The organism is Mycolicibacterium komossense, assembly GCF_025822605.1.
Lineage (GTDB): Bacteria > Actinomycetota > Actinomycetes > Mycobacteriales > Mycobacteriaceae > Mycobacterium > Mycobacterium komossense.
In genome coordinates, this window is the sequence record NZ_JACKTY010000029.1 from 279,345 (window position 1) to 296,451 (window position 17,107).

15 protein-coding genes and 1 riboswitch are annotated in these 17,107 nt (G+C 66.4%); of the genes, 7 read left to right on the top strand and 8 right to left on the bottom strand.

What is annotated here, in order from left to right; all coding sequences use genetic code 11:
* Positions 1 to 9: 9 nt before the first annotated feature.
* Complete coding sequence (gene trpS / locus H7J73_RS14770) at positions 10 to 1,032, bottom strand: tryptophan--tRNA ligase (protein ID WP_264068201.1); 1,023 nt, start codon at positions 1,030 to 1,032, stop codon at positions 10 to 12.
* 92 nt (positions 1,033 to 1,124) lie between these two features.
* On the opposite strand from trpS, the gene H7J73_RS14775 reads away from it, so the two are divergent.
* A complete protein-coding gene (locus H7J73_RS14775) occupies positions 1,125 to 2,168 on the top strand; it encodes a lipase family alpha/beta hydrolase (protein ID WP_308207418.1) in 1,044 nt (347 codons plus the stop codon).
* Between the two features lie 5 nt (positions 2,169 to 2,173).
* Here H7J73_RS14775 and H7J73_RS14780 read toward each other — a convergent pair whose 3' ends face one another.
* Entirely contained in the window at positions 2,174 to 2,974 is an 801-nt protein-coding gene (locus tag H7J73_RS14780; RefSeq protein ID WP_264068202.1) for an exodeoxyribonuclease III, read from the bottom strand.
* 76 nt (positions 2,975 to 3,050) lie between these two features.
* Here H7J73_RS14780 and H7J73_RS14785 point away from each other — a divergent pair, with 76 nt between their 5' ends.
* Entirely contained in the window at positions 3,051 to 3,893 is an 843-nt protein-coding gene (locus H7J73_RS14785) for an epoxide hydrolase EphH (protein WP_264068203.1), read from the top strand.
* 102 nt (positions 3,894 to 3,995) lie between these two features.
* On the opposite strand, the gene H7J73_RS14790 is transcribed toward H7J73_RS14785, so the two are convergent.
* A complete protein-coding gene (locus H7J73_RS14790; protein WP_264068204.1) occupies positions 3,996 to 6,233 on the bottom strand; it encodes an NADP-dependent isocitrate dehydrogenase in 2,238 nt (745 codons plus the stop codon).
* A 182-nt stretch (positions 6,234 to 6,415) separates the two neighbouring features.
* Positions 6,416 to 6,550: riboswitch (SAM riboswitch) on the top strand.
* Between the two features lie 142 nt (positions 6,551 to 6,692).
* On the opposite strand from H7J73_RS14790, the gene H7J73_RS14795 reads away from it, so the two are divergent.
* The 3 genes from H7J73_RS14795 to H7J73_RS14805 are packed head-to-tail and all read left to right on the top strand — an operon-like array spanning position 6,693 to position 9,920.
* A complete protein-coding gene (locus H7J73_RS14795; protein WP_264068206.1) occupies positions 6,693 to 8,039 on the top strand; it encodes a bifunctional o-acetylhomoserine/o-acetylserine sulfhydrylase in 1,347 nt (448 codons plus the stop codon).
* A 28-nt stretch (positions 8,040 to 8,067) separates the two neighbouring features.
* A complete protein-coding gene (gene metX, locus H7J73_RS14800; protein ID WP_264068207.1) occupies positions 8,068 to 9,189 on the top strand; it encodes a homoserine O-acetyltransferase MetX in 1,122 nt (373 codons plus the stop codon).
* Positions 9,186 to 9,920, top strand: coding sequence for a class I SAM-dependent methyltransferase (locus H7J73_RS14805; protein ID WP_264068208.1), 735 nt, complete (start codon positions 9,186 to 9,188; stop codon positions 9,918 to 9,920). Before metX ends, H7J73_RS14805 begins: the two co-directional genes overlap by 4 nt.
* Before the next feature lie 19 nt (positions 9,921 to 9,939).
* Here H7J73_RS14805 and H7J73_RS14810 read toward each other — a convergent pair whose 3' ends face one another.
* The 4 genes from H7J73_RS14810 to H7J73_RS14825 all read right to left on the bottom strand — a co-directional run bounded on the left by H7J73_RS14810 (position 9,940) and on the right by H7J73_RS14825 (position 12,504).
* Positions 9,940 to 10,968, bottom strand: coding sequence for a PE-PPE domain-containing protein (locus H7J73_RS14810; protein ID WP_264068209.1), 1,029 nt, complete (start codon positions 10,966 to 10,968; stop codon positions 9,940 to 9,942).
* A gap of 9 nt (positions 10,969 to 10,977) precedes the next feature.
* Positions 10,978 to 11,253: a hypothetical protein gene (locus tag H7J73_RS14815; protein ID WP_264068210.1), complete on the bottom strand. Its 276-nt coding sequence runs from the start codon at positions 11,251 to 11,253 to the stop codon at positions 10,978 to 10,980.
* A 124-nt stretch (positions 11,254 to 11,377) separates the two neighbouring features.
* Positions 11,378 to 11,659, bottom strand: a complete 282-nt coding sequence (locus H7J73_RS14820) for a DUF3017 domain-containing protein (protein ID WP_264068211.1) — start codon at positions 11,657 to 11,659, stop codon at positions 11,378 to 11,380.
* A complete protein-coding gene (locus tag H7J73_RS14825) occupies positions 11,656 to 12,504 on the bottom strand; it encodes a bifunctional methylenetetrahydrofolate dehydrogenase/methenyltetrahydrofolate cyclohydrolase (RefSeq protein WP_264068212.1) in 849 nt (282 codons plus the stop codon). The genes H7J73_RS14820 and H7J73_RS14825 overlap by 4 nt, the downstream gene beginning before the upstream one ends.
* Before the next feature lie 94 nt (positions 12,505 to 12,598).
* Here H7J73_RS14825 and H7J73_RS14830 point away from each other — a divergent pair, with 94 nt between their 5' ends.
* Both H7J73_RS14830 and H7J73_RS14835 read left to right on the top strand, forming a co-directional pair.
* Positions 12,599 to 13,756, top strand: coding sequence for an NADH:flavin oxidoreductase (locus H7J73_RS14830; protein WP_264068213.1), 1,158 nt, complete (start codon positions 12,599 to 12,601; stop codon positions 13,754 to 13,756).
* 68 nt (positions 13,757 to 13,824) lie between these two features.
* Positions 13,825 to 16,497: an FHA domain-containing protein gene (locus tag H7J73_RS14835; RefSeq protein ID WP_264068214.1), complete on the top strand. Its 2,673-nt coding sequence runs from the start codon at positions 13,825 to 13,827 to the stop codon at positions 16,495 to 16,497.
* A 52-nt stretch (positions 16,498 to 16,549) separates the two neighbouring features.
* On the opposite strand, the gene H7J73_RS14840 is transcribed toward H7J73_RS14835, so the two are convergent.
* Positions 16,550 to 17,101 (bottom strand): pentapeptide repeat-containing protein, encoded by a 552-nt coding sequence (locus tag H7J73_RS14840; RefSeq protein WP_264068215.1) that lies wholly within the window; start codon positions 17,099 to 17,101, stop codon positions 16,550 to 16,552.
* Between the last annotated feature and the right edge of the window lie 6 nt (positions 17,102 to 17,107).

Below are 17,107 nucleotides of genomic sequence, written 5' to 3' on the forward strand. Positions count from 1 at the left end.
TTCCGGCGCTCACTGCTGTTGCGGTAGAAACCCTAAACGGTCATATACCCGGTTGACCGTGTTTGCAGTCGCTTCCCGGGCCCGCTGCGCACCGGTGGCGAGGATCGCCTCCAGTTCGGTCGGATCGGCCAGGAGTTCGTCGACGCGCTTCTTGATCGGGGTGACGAATTCGACGACCGCGTCGGCGGTGTCCTTTTTCAGGTCGCCGTAGCCGCGGCCCGCGTAACCCTCGACCAGCTTGTCCACAGCGGCACCGGTAACGGCGGACTGGATGGTCAGCAGGTTCGACACACCTGGTTTGGCTACGGTGTCGAAGCGGATCTCCCGGTCGCTGTCGGTCATCGCCGAACGGATCTTCTTCGCAGTCTTGGCGGGGTCGTCGAGCAGGCTGATCAACCCAGCATCGGTGGCGGCCGACTTGCTCATCTTCGCTGTCGGGTCCTGCAGGTCGTAGATCTTGGCCGCCGCCTTCGGGATCATCGCCTCGGGCACCACGAACGTGTCGGGGAAACGGGCGTTGAAGCGTTGCGCGACATCACGCGTCAACTCCAGATGCTGGCGCTGGTCCTCCCCGACTGGCACCAGATTGGTGTCGTAGGCCAGGATGTCGGCGGCCATCAACACCGGATAGGTGAACAGCCCGACGGTGGTGGCGTCCGCGCCTTCCTTCTGCGATTTGTCCTTGAACTGCGTCATCCGCGACGCCTGGCCGAAACCGATGAAACAGCCGAGCGCCCAAGCCAATTGAGTGTGGGCAGGCACATGGCTCTGAACGAAGACGGTGGCCCTCGCCGGGTCGATGCCGAGCGCCAAATACTGCGCCGCCGTCACCAGGGTGCGTTTGCGCAGCACCGCAGGATCCTGCGCGATGGTGATCGCGTGTAAGTCGACCACACAGAAGTATGCGTCGTAGTCGTCCTGCATGCCGACCCACTGGTTGACTGCGCCCAGCGCATTGCCGAGGTGCAGGGAATCGGAGGTGGGTTGGGCGCCGGAGAAGACCACCTGACGGGACTGATTGGTGTCGCTCATGATGTTTCGATCATTTCATGCGCGCCCGCGCCTACCGTGCAGTGCCCGCACCCGGCCATACCATGACTCGACCGTCACCCTGGGAGAGCACTGTGCGCCTGATAATTACCCTGACCACTGTTATCTGCGCATTCCTCGCATCGGTTACCGCGACCGCCCACGCCGAACCGCCGGCGCACCGCGCCGTGGTGATCGTCTCCGGCGGCGACGCCGTCAGCCCGTTCACCACCCCCGACCTGGCCTGTGAAACCGGGCTGGCGGCGGGCAACAGCGATACCGCGATCCGCGATTATCTGCTGGGCCAGGGATACATCGTCTACACGTCCCCCGCGATGAACGGACGTGGGCCGGTGGCCGACCAGACCGGCTTCGGCCCGTTCGGCGATTGCCCGGTCACGCTGCCCGACGTGATGACGGTGGATTCCACCGGCAGCATCGACCTCGCCGGCGAGCATCTGGCGCGGTTCCTGAACTATCTGCACACCGAGCGCGGCGTCGACGAGGTGGACGTGGTCGGACATTCGATGGGCGGGTTGTACTCCCGGGCGGCCTTCCGGGTGCTCCAGCAGACCGGCTCACCGGTGCACATCCGGTCGTTGACCACGATCGGGACGCCGTGGCAGGGCAGCTTCCTGTCCGATTACGCCAACGGGCTCACACCGCTGTCCGACTGCCTTGGCGACACCTTCTGCGAGAAGGCCATGCAGGGGATGAAAGCCAGGGCTGAGTTGCTGATGACGGGATCGGCCCGCGAGGTCAACCAGGGTTACCTGATGGGCGCGCAGGGTTGGAACGACTTCCAGGCGGGCGTTCTCGACGCGATTCCCGTGGTGCTGATCGGCGGCAACCGCTTCACCCAGCCCGGTGCGGCCAATCCGACGGTGTGGCCGAACGACGGCATCGTCGCGACCTCCAGCGCGCTGGCCACCGATATCAGCGACCGGGTGCTCCCGCACCGGCGCTGTGTGAGCTTCGACGACACGCACAGCATCTTCGCCTCGGATGCAACCGGCCTGCCCTGGGACACGGCCCTGACCTGGGATCCGCGCACCTTCGAGGTGCTGCGCGGCGCGATCGAGGAAGCGCCGGACGCAGTGACGGCGCCGACGCGGGAAGGCTGTCCGCCGGCGAGCTAGTGGACTCAGGCGAACTCGACGGTCACCGGGGCGTGATCGGACCAGCGCAGCGCATAGGCGGCGGGCCGCTCGGTTCCCGCGGACACCGTCCGCGCCGCCAGCCCGGCAGTGGCGAGGTGGTAGTCGATGCGCCAGCCGGCGTCGTTGTCGAACGCCTTGCCTCGCCACGACCACCAGCTGTACGGCCCCGCCACATCAGGATGCTGCTGCCGGACGACGTCCACCCAGCCCGCTTCCAGCAGCGTGCCCACCCAGGCGCGTTCGCTGGGCAGGAAGCCCGATTTCTTGACGTTGGCCTTCCACGCCTTGATATCCGCCTCGGTGTGCGCAATGTTCCAGTCGCCGCAGATCACGGCATCACGGCCGGTGGCGGCCAGCTGGGCCATCCGCTCGGCGAGCGCGGCCATGAACCGCTCCTTCTCGAGCTGACGAGGAGTATCGGCCTCGCCGGTCTGGACATAGACGCTGCCAACAGTCAGCCCGTCGACGTCAGCCTCCAGATAGCGGCCGTGAGACAGGAACTCCTCGGCGCCGAACCCGACCCGGACTTCGGCGAACGGGTGACGGCTCAGCAGCGCGACGCCATTGCGGCCCTTGAGGTGTGGCTCGGCCGAGGCCAGCTGCCACCCCGCGGCGAGTGCCGGGGCCAGCGCCGCCGCGAGTTGGTCGTCGTCGGCGCGGGTCTCCTGCAGGCACACCACGTCGGCGCGGGTGTTCGCCAGCCAGGGCAGCAGGCCGCGGTTGTCTTCTGAGCGTTCTTTGACGGCGGCCCGGATGCCATTGACGTTGATGGTGCTGACGATCACGGAGCAAGACCCTAACGGCTGGCCGACGACCCTCCACCCGATACCGGCGGTACCGGGTTCTTGCTAGAGTCGGCACATGACGTTCCGACGCGAACCGATCCATGTCGGGACCGGTGAACCGGTCCTGTTGCTCCACCCCTTCCTGTGTTCGCAGGAAGTGTGGTCGACGGTTGCCGACCAGCTGGCCGAGACCGGCCGCTTCGAGGTGTTCGCACCGACGATGGTGGGTCATCATGGCGGGCCACGGACCCGCAGTTGGCTGCTCGACACCCATGTCTTCGCCGATGAGATCGAACGCCAACTCGACGAGCTCGGCTGGGAGACCGCCCATATCGTCGGCAACTCGCTCGGCGGCTGGGTGTCGTTCGAACTCGAGCGGCGCGGCCGGGCGCGGACGTTGACCGCGATCGCCCCGGCCGGCGGCTGGAGCGACCTGTCGCCGGTCAAGTTCGAGATCGTCGCCAAGTTCCTGGCCGGTGGCCCCGCGTTGCTGGCGGCGCGCCTGCTGGGTGCCGAACGGATTCTGCAGTTGCCGTTCGCCCGCCGCATCGCCACACTGGCGATCAGTGGTCCGGCCGACGGCCCGCGCCAGCCCGAGCTCGTCACGCTCATCGAGGATGCGACCCACTGCCCGGCCTACGTTCAGCTGCTGATCAAATCGCTCACCGCACCCGGGCTCAAGGAGCTCGCCGACGCGCAGGCACCGGTACACCTGGTCACTTGCGAGTTCGACCGCGTGCTGCCGCACCCTCGGTACAGCAGACATTTCACCGACCACCTGCCGTCCACGTCACGCGTGAGCCGCCTCGACGGCGTCGGGCACATCCCGATGCTCGAGGCGCCAGGACGTGTCACCGAGCTGATCGCCGATTTCGTCGACGAGCACACCGCGCCCGCCAGCGACGTGTCGGCGGGCTGAGCACCAGGTAGCGCGGGGCACCAACTAGCGCGAGCAGACGCAGACACCCCTCGCTGACCGCGAATGTGGTGCCAATTTGCGTCTGCTCGCGAAGGTGAGTCCCTAGGCCTTGACGGTTTCCAACGCGGCATTGAGGGTCTTGCTCGGCCGCATCACCGCCGTGGTCTTCTCCGCGTCCGGGTAGTAGTAACCACCGATATCGACCGACTTGCCCTGTACCTCAGCCAGTTCGGCGACGATGGTGTCTTCGTTCTTAGCCAGCGTCTCGGCGAGCGGGACGAAGCTCTCGGCCAGTTCCTTGTCCTCGGTCTGCGCGGCGAGCTCCTGCGCCCAGTACATCGCGAGATAGAACTGGCTGCCCCGGTTGTCGAGCTCACCGGTCTTACGCGACGGGTTCTTGTTGTTGTCGAGCAGCGTGCCCGTTGCGGCGTCGAGGGTCTTGGCCAAAATCTTGGCCCGCTCGTTGTCGGTCTTGATGCCGAGATCCTCCAGGCTGGCGCCCAGCGCGAGGTACTCACCCAGCGAATCCCAGCGCAGGTGGTTCTCCTCGACCAGCTGGCTGACGTGCTTGGGAGCCGAACCACCGGCACCGGTCTCATACAGTCCACCACCGGCCATCAGCGGCACGATCGACAACATCTTTGCGCTGGTGCCCAGCTCCAGGATCGGGAACAGGTCGGTGAGGTAGTCGCGCAGGATATTGCCCGTCGCGGCGATGGTGTCCTGACCGCGGCTGGCGCGCTCGATCGTGTGCCGCATGGCGCGGACCTGCGACATGATCGAGATGTCGAGTCCCTCGGTGTCGTGATCCTTGAGGTAGACCTCGACCTTCTTGCGCAGCTCGTTCTCGTGCGGGCGTTCCTGATCGAGCCAGAACACCACCGGCATACCGGAATTGCGGGCCCGAGTGACGGCGAGCTTGACCCAGTCGCGGATCGGGTCGTCGTGCACGATGCACAACCGCCAGATGTCGCCTTCTTCGACGTTCTGCGACACCAGCACATCGCCGGTGGCCAGATCGACGATGTTGGCGACGCCGCCCTCGGCGATCTCGAAAGTCTTGTCGTGCGAGCCGTACTCCTCGGCCTGCTGTGCCATCAGACCGACGTTGGGGACGGTGCCCATCGTCCGCGGGTCGAACTGCCCCTCTGTCTTACAGAAGTTGATGATCTCCTGGTAGATGCGGGAGAAGGTGGACTCGGGGTTGACGGCCTTGGTGTCCTTGGTCTTACCGTCCGCGCCGTACATCTTGCCGCCGAGACGGATCATCGCGGGCATCGACGCATCGACGATCACGTCGCTGGGCGAGTGGAAGTTCGAGATGCCCTTGGCCGAATCCACCATGGCCAGCTCGGGCCGATGCTCGTGGCAGGCGTGCAGATCGCGGATGATCTCCTCGCGCTGCGTTTCCGGTAGCGACTCGATCTTGCTGTAGAGATCACTCAAGCCGTTGTTGACGTTGACACCCAGCTCGTCGAACAGCTCCTGGTGCTTGGCGAACGCGTCCTTGTAGAACACCTTCACCGCGTGGCCGAAGACGATCGGGTGTGACACCTTCATCATCGTCGCCTTGACGTGCAGCGAAAACATCACGCCCGTCTTGTAGGCGTCTTCCATCTGCGCCTCGTAGAAATCGCACAGCGCCTTCTTGCTCATGAACATGCTGTCGATGACGTCGCCCGCGCGCAGCGACACCTTGGGCTTGAGTATGACGGTTTCGCCGCTGGTGGTCTCCAGCTCCATCTTGACGTCGTAGGCCTTGTCCAGCGTCAACGACTTCTCGCCGTGGTAGAAATCGCCCTCCCGCATATGCGCCACATGCGTGCGTGAGGCCATCGACCACTCGCCCATGCTGTGCGGATGCTTCTTCGCGTACTCCTTGACCGCCTTGGGGGCCCGCCGATCCGAGTTGCCTTCACGCAGAACCGGATTCACGGCGCTACCCAGGCACGTGCCGTACCGCTGCCGGATTTCCTTCTCCTCGTCGGTCTTCGGATCGCCGGGGAAATCGGGAAGGTCGTAGCCCTTGGACTTCAGTTCTTTGATCGCGGCCAGCAGCTGCGGGACCGAGGCGCTGATATTCGGCAGCTTGATGATGTTCGTCTCAGGCAGCTGCGTCAGCTCACCGAGGGCGGCCAGGTTGTTCGGCACGCGCTGCTCGTCGGTCAGGTAGTCGCCGAACTCGGCCAGGATGCGCGCCGCCACCGAGATGTCGCTGGTTTTGATGTTGATGCCGGCCGGCGCCGAGAAGGCCTGCACGATCGGCAGGAAGGCGTACGTCGCAAGCAGCGGCGCCTCGTCAGTCAGCGTGTAGATGATGGTCGGCTGCTCCGCGCTCATGTGCTGTTCTCTCCCGGCGTCAGTGTCTGTGGTGCCACTCGTTGTTCAAGCGACTACCAGTATCGCGTCGCAGCCCACGCTACGTGCGACACGGGTCCAGAAAACTTCCACCTCTGGGGAGACGTTGAGCACGCGGCGAACCCACTGGCAGACGAACAGTTGATTGCGATATCGTGGGCAACGGTCATGAGTGCCAGCGTCAAGCCCCGGCTCGCTGGCCGGCAACCCTCCAACCGCGGTGGGGTGCCCCGGGTGATTGACCAGGTTGGGTAGTCGCTCGTATTTTCACGCGAGAGGCCACACGGCAAGCGCGGGCCCGGGTATCGGGCCCCCAGACGAGACAGGGAAACCTGATGGAGGCCCACATTGTGCACATGTTGCTGACCTGCTGACGCGGAAAAAACCCACCCCTCGCCCGGTCTGACACCGGCCGGGCGCGTTTCCTCAGGAGAACATCACATGACCAATCCCGACGACCCGACCGCCAACTGGTCCTTCGAGACCAAACAGGTCCACGCCGGCCAGACCCCCGATTCGGCAACCGGCGCCAGGGCGCTGCCGATCTACCAGACCACGTCGTACGTCTTCCGGGACACCGATCACGCTGCGGCCCTGTTCGGGCTCGCCGAGCCCGGCAACATCTACACCCGCATCATGAATCCCACCCAGGACGTCGTCGAGCAGCGCATCGCCGCGCTCGAAGGCGGGGTGGCCGCACTGCTCCTGGCATCGGGGCAGGCCGCGGAGACCTTCGCCATCCTGAACCTGGCACAGGCGGGCGACCACATCGTGTCGAGCCCGCGACTCTACGGCGGCACGTACAACCTGTTCCACTATTCGCTGCCCAAGCTGGGCATCGAGGTCAGCTTCGTCGACGACCCCGACAACCTGGACTCCTGGCGGGCCGCAGTCCGGCCGAACACCAAGGCTTTCTTCGCCGAGACGATCTCCAACCCGCAGATCGACATCCTCGACATTCCCGGCGTCTCGGGCGTGGCCCACGACAACGGCGTGCCACTGATCGTCGACAACACCATCGCCACGCCGTATCTGATCCAACCGATCGCCCACGGCGCCGACATCGTGGTGCACTCGGCGACGAAGTATCTGGGCGGGCACGGCTCGGCGATCGCAGGCGTGATCGTCGACAGCGGCAATTTCGACTGGACACAGGGGCGCCATCCCGGCTTCACCACTGCCGACCCGAGCTACCACGGGGTGGTGTTCGCCGAACTGGGCCCACCCGCCTACGCGCTCAAGGCTCGAGTCCAGCTGCTGCGCGATTACGGCTCGGCCGCGGCGCCGTTCAACGCCTTCCTGGTGGCGCAGGGCCTGGAAACGTTGAGCCTGCGCGTCGAGCGCCATGTGCAGAATGCGCAACGCGTCGCCGAGTTCCTGGTGGGCCGCGACGACGTGGTGTCCGTCAACTACGCCGGGCTGCCGAGCTCACCGTGGTACGAGCGGGGAAAGCAGCTGGCACCCAAGGGAACTGGCGCCGTACTTGCGTTCGAGTTGGCCGGCGGCGTCGAAGCCGGGAAGGCGTTCGTCAACGCGCTGACACTGCACAGCCATGTGGCCAATATCGGTGACGTCCGCTCACTGGTGATCCACCCGGCGTCCACCACCCACGCTCAGCTCTCCCCCGCCGAGCAGCTCGCCACCGGCGTCACACCCGGGCTGGTGCGGTTGGCCGTCGGGATCGAAGGGATCGACGACATTCTCGCCGATCTGGAGCAAGGATTCGCCGCGGCCGGTTCAGTCGGATCGGGCGCTGCCGCCGATCCGCATGCCGTGGCGGCCGTTTGAGCAGGCTGTGGCGAGAAAGCGTAGTCCCGTGACCATCTCCGACGAACGCATAGTGACGCTGCCCGCCGAAGGAGAGATCGGCGTGGTCGGCATCGGAGCGCTGACGCTGGAAAGCGGCGCGGTGATCGACGACGTCAGTATCGCCGTCCAACGATGGGGGGAGCTCTCCCCTACCCGCGACAACGTCGTCGTCGTCCTGCACGCTCTGACCGGCGACTCACACATCACCGGGCCCGCGGGTGTGGGTCATCCGACACCCGGGTGGTGGGACGGTGTGGCCGGTCCCGGCGCACCGATCGACACCAACCGCTGGTGTGCGATCTCCACCAACGTGCTCGGTGGCTGTCGCGGCTCCACCGGACCGAGTTCACTGGCCCGCGACGGGAAACCGTGGGGATCGCGGTTCCCACTGGTCTCGGTGCGGGATCAGGTCGCGGCTGATGTGGCGGCGCTGGCAGCCCTCGGCATCACCGAGGTCGCCGCTGTCGTCGGCGGCTCGATGGGTGGGGCGCGAGCCCTGGAGTGGGCCGTCGGCTACCCCGATGCGGTCCGCGCGGCACTGGTGCTGGCGGTCGGCGCCCGCGCCACTGCTGACCAGATCGGCACCCAGAGCACACAGATCGCGGCCATCAAGGCGGATCCGGACTGGCAGGGCGGCGACTACCACGGCACGGGCCGCATACCCGAGGCCGGCCTTGAGGTCGCCCGCCGGTTCGCGCATCTGACGTACCGCGGTGAGACCGAATTGGACACCCGCTTCGGCAATACGGCTCAAGGCGACGAGGATCCGCTGTCCGGTGGGCGCTATGCCGTGCAGAGCTACCTGGAATACCAGGGCAAAAAGCTTGTTGGACGTTTCGATGCGGGAAGCTACGTGATTCTCTCCGAGGCGTTGTCCAGCCACGACGTCGGCCGCGGCCGCGGCGGGGTGGCTGCGGCCCTACAGTCCTGTCCGGTACCGGTGGTGGTCGGCGGCATCACCTCCGACCGGCTGTATCCCCTGCGACTGCAGCAGGAACTGGCCGATCTGCTGCCGGGCTGTCCGGGCCTCAATGTGGTGGAGTCGATCTACGGGCACGACGGATTCCTCGTCGAGTCAGATGCGGTCGGCGTGCTGATCCGACAGACGCTTGAGCTGGCGGCGCGGTGACCCGGTCCCGGCAAGAGCAGTCACTGTCGTTCGGCTCGGAGGCCTCGGCCTATGAGCGCGGCAGGCCGTCCTACCCGCCGGAGGCCATCGACTGGCTGCTGCCACCGGATGCCCGCACCGTGCTCGATCTGGGCGCCGGTACCGGCAAACTGACGGCACGCCTGGTCGAGCGCGGGCTCGACGTCATCGCCGTCGATCCGATCGCGGAGATGCTCGAAGTGCTCAGCACTTCATTGCCAGACACGCCCGCGCTACTGGGTACCGCAGAAGAGATCCCCCTGGCGGACAACAGTGTCGACGCGGTCCTGGTGGGTCAGGCCTGGCACTGGGTGGATCCCGAACGCGCGATACCCGAGGTGACCAGGGTGCTGCGCCCGGGCGGGCGGCTCGGCCTGGTGTGGAACAACCGCGACGAACGGTCGGGCTGGGTCAGGGACCTCGGCCGCATCATCGGCCGCGAGGTCGATCCGTTCACCTACGAGGTGACGCTGCCCGACTCGTTCACCGGAGCTGGACGACATCTGGTCGAATGGACCAATTACCTTACGCCGCAAGCACTTATCGACTTGGTGGCATCGCGCAGCTACTGCATCACCTCGCCGGCTGAAGTACGGGACAGAACCCTGGAACGCGTGCGGGAACTGCTGAACACCCATCCCGCCCTGGCTTCCTCGACCGGCCTGGCACTGCCGTATGTGACGGTCTGCGTCCGCGCCGACGTCGCGAGGTAGTCGCGGTCGATCGCCGACCTCAGCTGGCCTGACGGTGCCCGGCGTGGCTGCCCGAAGTCGAGCGGGTCCCGCTCGGTGCCGCTGCCGTGGCAGCGCCCGTCTCGGCGGCCGGCTTCACGACTTTACGTTTGACCCTGGCCTGCGCAATCTGATCGATCGGCTGCGCCGGCGCCGCAACAGCGACCGAAGTGGTTGCAGCGGTTGGAATATCCGAGGTGGTGGTCGACTGACCCGGTCCACGGTACGGCGCCAACGGGACGGGTGTGGTGTTGCCGAGATTCGATACTGCGTTGTGCAGCCCCAGGTCGACGGCGGCCACCAGGTCCGTGGCCAGCGTGATGGGATTGATGGGGGGAATCAGTGCGGCCGGGCTGGGGTCGCCGTAATTGGTTCGGTCGTAACCGGTTTCGATGAGAACCTGCAACGCCGGCTGGGTCAGGTCGACCAATGGGGTGACCAGCAGGCTGGTGCCGGTAGCCGCACCGAGAGCCTCGAGCGGACGCAGTAGGGGCAGACCGGTCGCCGGAATGGTGATGTAGGTGGTGTCACCGAACTGCTGTTGGTTGGCCGGATCGGCCTCCGCCGCCAGCAGCGAGGCCGTCGTGTAGCCGTACGGGAGAGGATTGGGCTGCTTACCGTTGGGCGCCATTTCCAGTTGGTGCACGTAGATGACGCCGGCGAGTGCGTTCAGATCGGCGAGCAGGTTAACCGGATACTTGGGGAAGTCGGCGACACCGTCGTACTGGTAGGCGAGGTCGGTGGTGGCGATCCCGGTGTCGGTCGGTGTCGGCAGGCCAAACGTGATGTTCAGAAACGGCACGGTGCCGACCGCCGACAAGCGCTCGATCACACCTCCGTTGGGGCGTTGCGGGTTGCCGACGAGGACGAAGTAGTACTGGCTCTTGTCGGCAACGTTGGCCAGGAGACTCTTCTCCTGACTGGATACCGACGAGCCCTGGGAGAAGCCGAAGACGACGAGTTGCCCCGACGGGTTGGCGGTCACCTCGTTCACCACGGTGCTGGTCAGATCCGAAACGCCCTTGGCCACCGACACGTTTCACTGGTCGGTGCCGATCAACGGCCACAACGATGCGGGGTAGGTGATCGGCTCCGGTGTGCAGACGGCTTGGCACGAGGGGGCATTCGGTGTGGCGTAGTAGTTGACCGCGTTGGCCATGAAATCAGCCACCGCCGCAGGGTCGGGCGTACCCGTGCCCGGCACCACGAGGACCGTCGCCGCGAGTGTGCGAGGTGCCACCACCGTCGACGTCACGCCGAGCAGAATGGCAGCAATCACCGCAAACAGCGTTAGCGCACGGTCTCTGCAGGTCATGGTCGCCCTTCCTCGAAGGTGGCTGCCGGCAGCAACGTACCCAAGGCAAGTGCCGATGACCCGAACATTCCGAAAAATATCGTCGCCGACAATTTGGCGACCTGCCACCGGAATGGGCGTCTTGCTAGCTAGTTCCCAGCGGATCGATGGTCCAGGCGGTGTAGATGACCACCGCGCCCACCGTGGCGGTCGTCATGAAATCGACGCCGCGACTCCGAACCGCGAGTAGGCCTGCCCTGTCGTCGGACAGCACCAGCCGCAGCACCGCTGCGACCCCGACACCGATCCCGATGAGCAGCGAACCCCGCCGCCAGAAACTGGCCGCCACCAACACGAATGCGATCACGAAGACCAGTCCCACCACCAGGATGGGCCACTGCGCGCGCACCGCGGACGGCACGTTCACAGGCCGCTTTCCACCCGTTCGACCACATTCGTGAGCAGAAACGCCCGGGTCAGCGGCCCGACGCCACCCGGGTTCGGCGAGACGTGCCCGGCGACGTCCCACACTCCCGGGTGCACGTCACCGGTCAGCTTGCCGTCGACCCGGCTGACACCGACGTCGACGACCGCGGCACCGGGCCGGACCATGTCGGCGGTCACCATGTGCGGCACCCCGACGGCCGCGACGATGATGTCGGCCTCTCTGGTCAGCGCGGGCAGATCACGAGTCCCGGTGTGGCACAACGTGACCGTGGCATTCTCCGAGCGCCGGGTGAGCAGCAGTCCCAGTGGGCGTCCGACGGTGACGCCGCGTCCGATCACCACGACGTGCGCGCCGGCGATCTCGACCTCGTAGCGCCGGAGCAGGTGCACGATGCCCCGCGGCGTACACGGCAGCGGAGCCGTCTTGCCGAGCACCAGCCTGCCGAGGTTGGTGGGGTGCAGGCCGTCGGCGTCCTTGTCAGGGTCGACGCGTTCCAGGGCGGCGTTCTCGTCGAGGTGGCGCGGCAGCGGCAGCTGCACGATGTAGCCGGTGCACTCGGGGTTGGCGTTGAGCTCGTCGATGGTCTCATCGAGGGCGGCCGCACTGATATCGGCGGGCAGATCGCGGCGGATCGAGTTGATCCCGACCTTGGCGCAGTCGGCGTGCTTACCGCGCACGTAGGCCTGCGAGCCGGGGTCGTCGCCGACGAGGATCGTGCCCAGTCCCGGCGTGCGCCCCTGTGCGGTCAGCGCAGCGACCCGCTCCTTGAGATCGACGAAAATCTCGTCGCGCGTGGCCTTGCCGTCCAGCGTGATTGCACCCACGTCGGACATTCTGTCATCGCCCGTCCGCTCTGCGCGCAAGCGCTCGTCGCCACCGCCATTGACACCCGTCGGGGCGGCGTGTTGGGCTGCGCGAATGAACAGCCCTCCAGATGTGTTCAGTCCGGCCCGTCTCGGGCCGCTGACCCTGCGCAATCGGATCATCAAAGCCGCCACCTTCGAGGCGGCCACGCCCGAGTCGCTGGTCACCGACGACCTGATCAACTATCACCGTCGACCCGCCGCCGGCGGGCTCGGGATGACCACCGTCGCCTACCTCGCCGTCTCCCCGGGCGGCCGCACACAACGCAAGGTGATCTGGATGCGACCGGAGGCGGTCCCCGGGTTGCGGCGCCTGACTGACGCGATCCACGCCGAAGGGGCAGCCATCAGCGCCCAGATCGCGCACGCCGGCCCGGTCGCCGACGCCCGCTCCAACGGCACCGAGGCACTCGCTCCGATGACGCACAAGAACTTTCGGGCGGCCACAGCGGACGATATCGCCGACGTGATCGAAGCCCACGCCACCGCGGCGCGGTACGCCATCGACTCCGGGTTCGACGCGGTGGAGATCCACCTGGGGCACAACTATTTCTGCAGCGCGTTCCTCAGCCCGCTGCTCAATCGCCGCGATGACGAGTTCGGCGGCTCGCTGACCAACCGCGCCAGGGTGGCGCGCAGCGTCGTGCAGGCCGTGCGCCGGGTGGTCGACGATCATGGCGGCGGCCGCGTCGCCGTGACCGCCAAACTCAACATGGCAGACGGCATCGACGGCGGCATCACCGTCGAGGAGTCGCTGCAGACCGCCACCTGGCTGCAGGAGGACGGCGGGCTCGACGCGATCGAGCTCACCGCGGGCAGCTCGCTGGTCAACCCGATGTACATGTTCCGCGGCGGCGCGCCGGGCAAGGACGTCCCGGCCCTACTGCCAAAAGCGATGGCCGGCATCATGCGCGAATACCCGTACCACGACACGTACCTGCTCGACGATGCCCGGTTGTTCCGCGCCGAGCTGACGATGCCGCTGATCCTGCTGGGCGGTATCACCAAGCGCGAATCGATGGATCTGGCGATGGCCGAAGGATTCGACTTCGTCGCCATGGGACGCGCATTACTGGCCGAACCGGACCTGCTCAACCGGATCCGGGCGGACGGCGACGCACACACCGTGACGTCGGTATGTACCCACACCAATGACTGCATGATGACGATCTACAGCCACACCCATTGCGTGCTGACCGGCGCACCTGACTAATTAATCGCAGCCAAAACGCGCGACGGCTGGGCGCACCCGGCGGCCCACTACCGTTAGAGTTGCATTCGATGAGCCGACCAGCCGCACCCGCGTTGACCGTTCGGTACGAGGGGTCTCAGCGCACTTTCGCAGCAGGCCACGATGTCGTCGTCGGACGCGATCTGCGCGCCGACGTCCGTATCGCCCACCCCCTGATTTCCCGCGCCCACCTGGTGTTGCGCTTCGATCAGGGCCGTTGGATGGCGATCGACAACGGCTCGCTGAACGGGATGTTCGTCAACAACCGACGGGTGTCCGCCGTCGATATCACCGACGGCACGGTCATCAACATCGGTAACCCCGACGGCCCGCAGATCGACTTCGACCTGGGCCATCACAGCGGCAACATCGGCCGGCCCCCGCCAACCGCGTCGGTGCCCGTCGCGGGGCGCACCGGGTATCCGTCGACGCAGCAGCCCGTCTACCCCACGGCCGGCGGTTCATGGAATCCGGCGTCGATTCAAGGTCAGCACACGACTCCGCCGCCGACGCCTCGACCGCAGAACACCTACCCGCCGACCGCCCATCCACCGACCTACCCGACGTCGACGCGGCCGTCGCCCGGCTATCCGCCCAGCACGTCGCAGCCGATCCCGCCGCCTCCGAAACAGCCCCCGGCCACGGGCAACATGCCCACCCAGATGGGTCCGATGGCCATCCCGGCCGCCCAGAAATCCGGCGGCGACGGCAACCTGGCGACCAGCATGCTCAAGATCCTGCGGCCGGGCCGGGCACCCGACGCGCCGGTGGGATCGACCAAGATCGGTCGCGCCACCGACAATGACATCGTCATCCCCGACGTGCTGGCGTCGCGCCATCACGCCACGTTGATCCCGTCGCCGGGTGGCACGGAGATCCTCGACAACCGCAGCATCAACGGCACCTTCGTCAACGGTTCCCGCGTCGACTCGGCGATCCTCAAAGACGGCGACGTCGTCACGATCGGCAACATCGACCTCATCTTCACCGGCGGGACGCTGGCCCGCCGCAATGAGTCCGATGTCGCCACCCGCACCGGTGGCCTCGAGGTCCGCAGCTTGACCTGGACCATCGAGGGCAACAAGACGCTGCTGGACAACATCTCGATCGACGCGCGGCCCGGCACCTTGACCGCCGTCATCGGGCCGTCCGGTGCGGGCAAGTCGACATTTGCCCGCCAGGTCGCCGGTCTGACCCATCCCACCAGCGGCACCATCACGTTCGAAGGCCACGACGTACACGCCGAGTACGCCTCGCTGCGGTCCAGGATCGGCATGGTGCCGCAGGACGATGTGGTGCACGGCCAGCTCACCGTCCGGCAGGCGTTGATGTACGCCGCCGAACTGCGCCTGCCGCCGGATACCACCAAGGCCGACCGCGAACAGGTCGTCATGCAGGTTCTCGAAGAACTCGAGATGACCAAGCATCTCGACACCCGGGTGGACAAGCTCTCCGGCGGCCAGCGCAAACGCGCATCAGTGGCCCTGGAACTGCTGACCGGTCCTTCGCTGCTGATCCTCGACGAGCCCACCTCGGGTCTCGACCCCGCGCTGGATCGCCAGGTCATGACGATGCTGCGGCAGCTGGCTGACGCCGGACGCGTCGTGCTGGTGGTGACCCACTCCCTGACCTACCTCGACGTGTGCGATCAGGTGTTGCTGCTCGCGCCGGGCGGCAAGACCGCGTTCTACGGACCGCCCAGTCAGATCGGGCCGCGGCTGGGCACCACCAACTGGGCCGACATCTTCAGCACGGTGGCCGGCGACCCCGACGAGGCCAGTCGCCGCTACCTGGCCACCGCCCCACCGATCCCACCCGAGCCGCCGTCCAAACAGGCCGTAGACCTGGGTAAACCCGCCAAGACCAGCCTCAAGCGGCAGCTCTTCACGATCGCCCGCCGCCAGGTCAGGCTTATCGTGTCCGACCGGGGCTATTCGGCGTTCCTGCTGTTCCTGCCGTTCATCATGGGCGTGCTGTCGTTGTCGGTCCCCGGCGGCGGCAAGGACGGCGCCAGCGTCGGATTCGGTCTGCCGATTCCGGCGATCCAAGGCGGTGCCGCACCCAACGAACCGGGTCAGATCCTGGTGATGCTCAACGTCGGCGCCATTTTCATGGGCACGGCGCTGACCATCCGAGCGTTGATCGGCGAAAAGACGATCTTCCTGCGGGAACAGGCCGTCGGACTCTCGACTACGGCCTACCTGCTCGCCAAGATCGCGGTGTTCACTGCCTTCGCCATCGTCCAATCGCTGATCGTCACCACCATCACCGTCGTAGGCAAGGGCTGGGGTGATGGCGCCGTCGACCACGGAGCTTTCCTGAGCAGCCGAACCCTCGAGTTGTTCATCGACATCGCCGCAACGTGTGTGGCAGCGGCCATGACCGGACTCGCGCTCTCGGCGCTGGCCAAGTCCGCCGAGCAGATCATGCCGCTACTCGTCGTCGCGATCATGTCGCAGCTGGTGTTCTCCGGCGGCCTGATCCCGGTGACGGGCCGGGTGGTGCTCGACCAGTTGTCGTGGGTGACACCGGCGCGCTGGGGCTTCGCCAGCTCCGCGTCAACGGTCGACCTGACTCGACTGGTACCGCCGCCGCTGCTGCCCGATGATCCGCACTGGAAGCACACGTCGTCTGCCTGGCTGATCGACATGGGCATATTGGTAGCGCTCTGCATCTTCTACACCGGTTTCGTGCGCTGGAAGATCCGACTCCCCCGCGGTTAGGGATTTCGGCGTGCTCGCTTGCGGTCAGCGCGAGCGAACACGCCCAAACCACTCACTCCCCGTGGACGTCGAGCCCGTGTGCGGCCGCGAACGCCAACCCCTGCGAGATGTCGATCCGCGCGCCGCGCAGCTTCGCGCTCACCCACAGCGACGGGTCCACCCGCGCCCCGCGTAGGTCTGCTTCCTCGAGCCGGGTCCCGACCGTGCGCGCGCCCGCGAGGTCGGCGCCGCGCAGTATTGCCTTGCGCAGGTCGGCCTCGACCAGCGACGCCTCTCGCAACCGGCAACCGGACAGGTCCAGCGCGCGCAGATCGGCGCCGCCGAGGACCGCCAGGGTGAAGTCCACCTCGTCGAACTTCGCCGGCCGCATCCGGCTGTTGGTGAAGACCGAGCCCATCATGCTGCAGTTGCGGAAAGTGCTGTGCCACAGCGTGGCCCGCTCGAAATTGCAGTTCCGGAACGCGCTGCCGAGGTGCACCGACTCGGAGAAGTTGACCCCGCTGAAATCGCAGCCGTCGAACACGACGCGCTCGGTATGCAGGCCGCTGAAATCTTCGTCGTGGAATTCGCGCGCGACGAACTCCTGGTCAACCCAGTTGTCCACCGGCGA

Bases quoted from the DNA above. Each gene is read 5' to 3' on its own strand.
- trpS (WP_264068201.1), bottom strand. From the start codon at position 1,032: ATGAGCGACACCAATCAGTCCCGTCAGGTGGTCTTCTCCGGCGCCCAA.
- H7J73_RS14785 (WP_264068203.1), top strand. From the start codon at position 3,051: ATGACGTTCCGACGCGAACCGATCCATGTCGGGACCGGTGAACCGGTC.
- H7J73_RS14790 (WP_264068204.1), bottom strand. From the start codon at position 6,233: ATGAGCGCGGAGCAGCCGACCATCATCTACACGCTGACTGACGAGGCG.
- H7J73_RS14795 (WP_264068206.1), top strand. From the start codon at position 6,693: ATGACCAATCCCGACGACCCGACCGCCAACTGGTCCTTCGAGACCAAA.
- H7J73_RS14815 (WP_264068210.1), bottom strand. From the start codon at position 11,253: ATGACCTGCAGAGACCGTGCGCTAACGCTGTTTGCGGTGATTGCTGCC.
- H7J73_RS14830 (WP_264068213.1), top strand. From the start codon at position 12,599: ATGAACAGCCCTCCAGATGTGTTCAGTCCGGCCCGTCTCGGGCCGCTG.
- H7J73_RS14835 (WP_264068214.1), top strand. From the start codon at position 13,825: ATGAGCCGACCAGCCGCACCCGCGTTGACCGTTCGGTACGAGGGGTCT.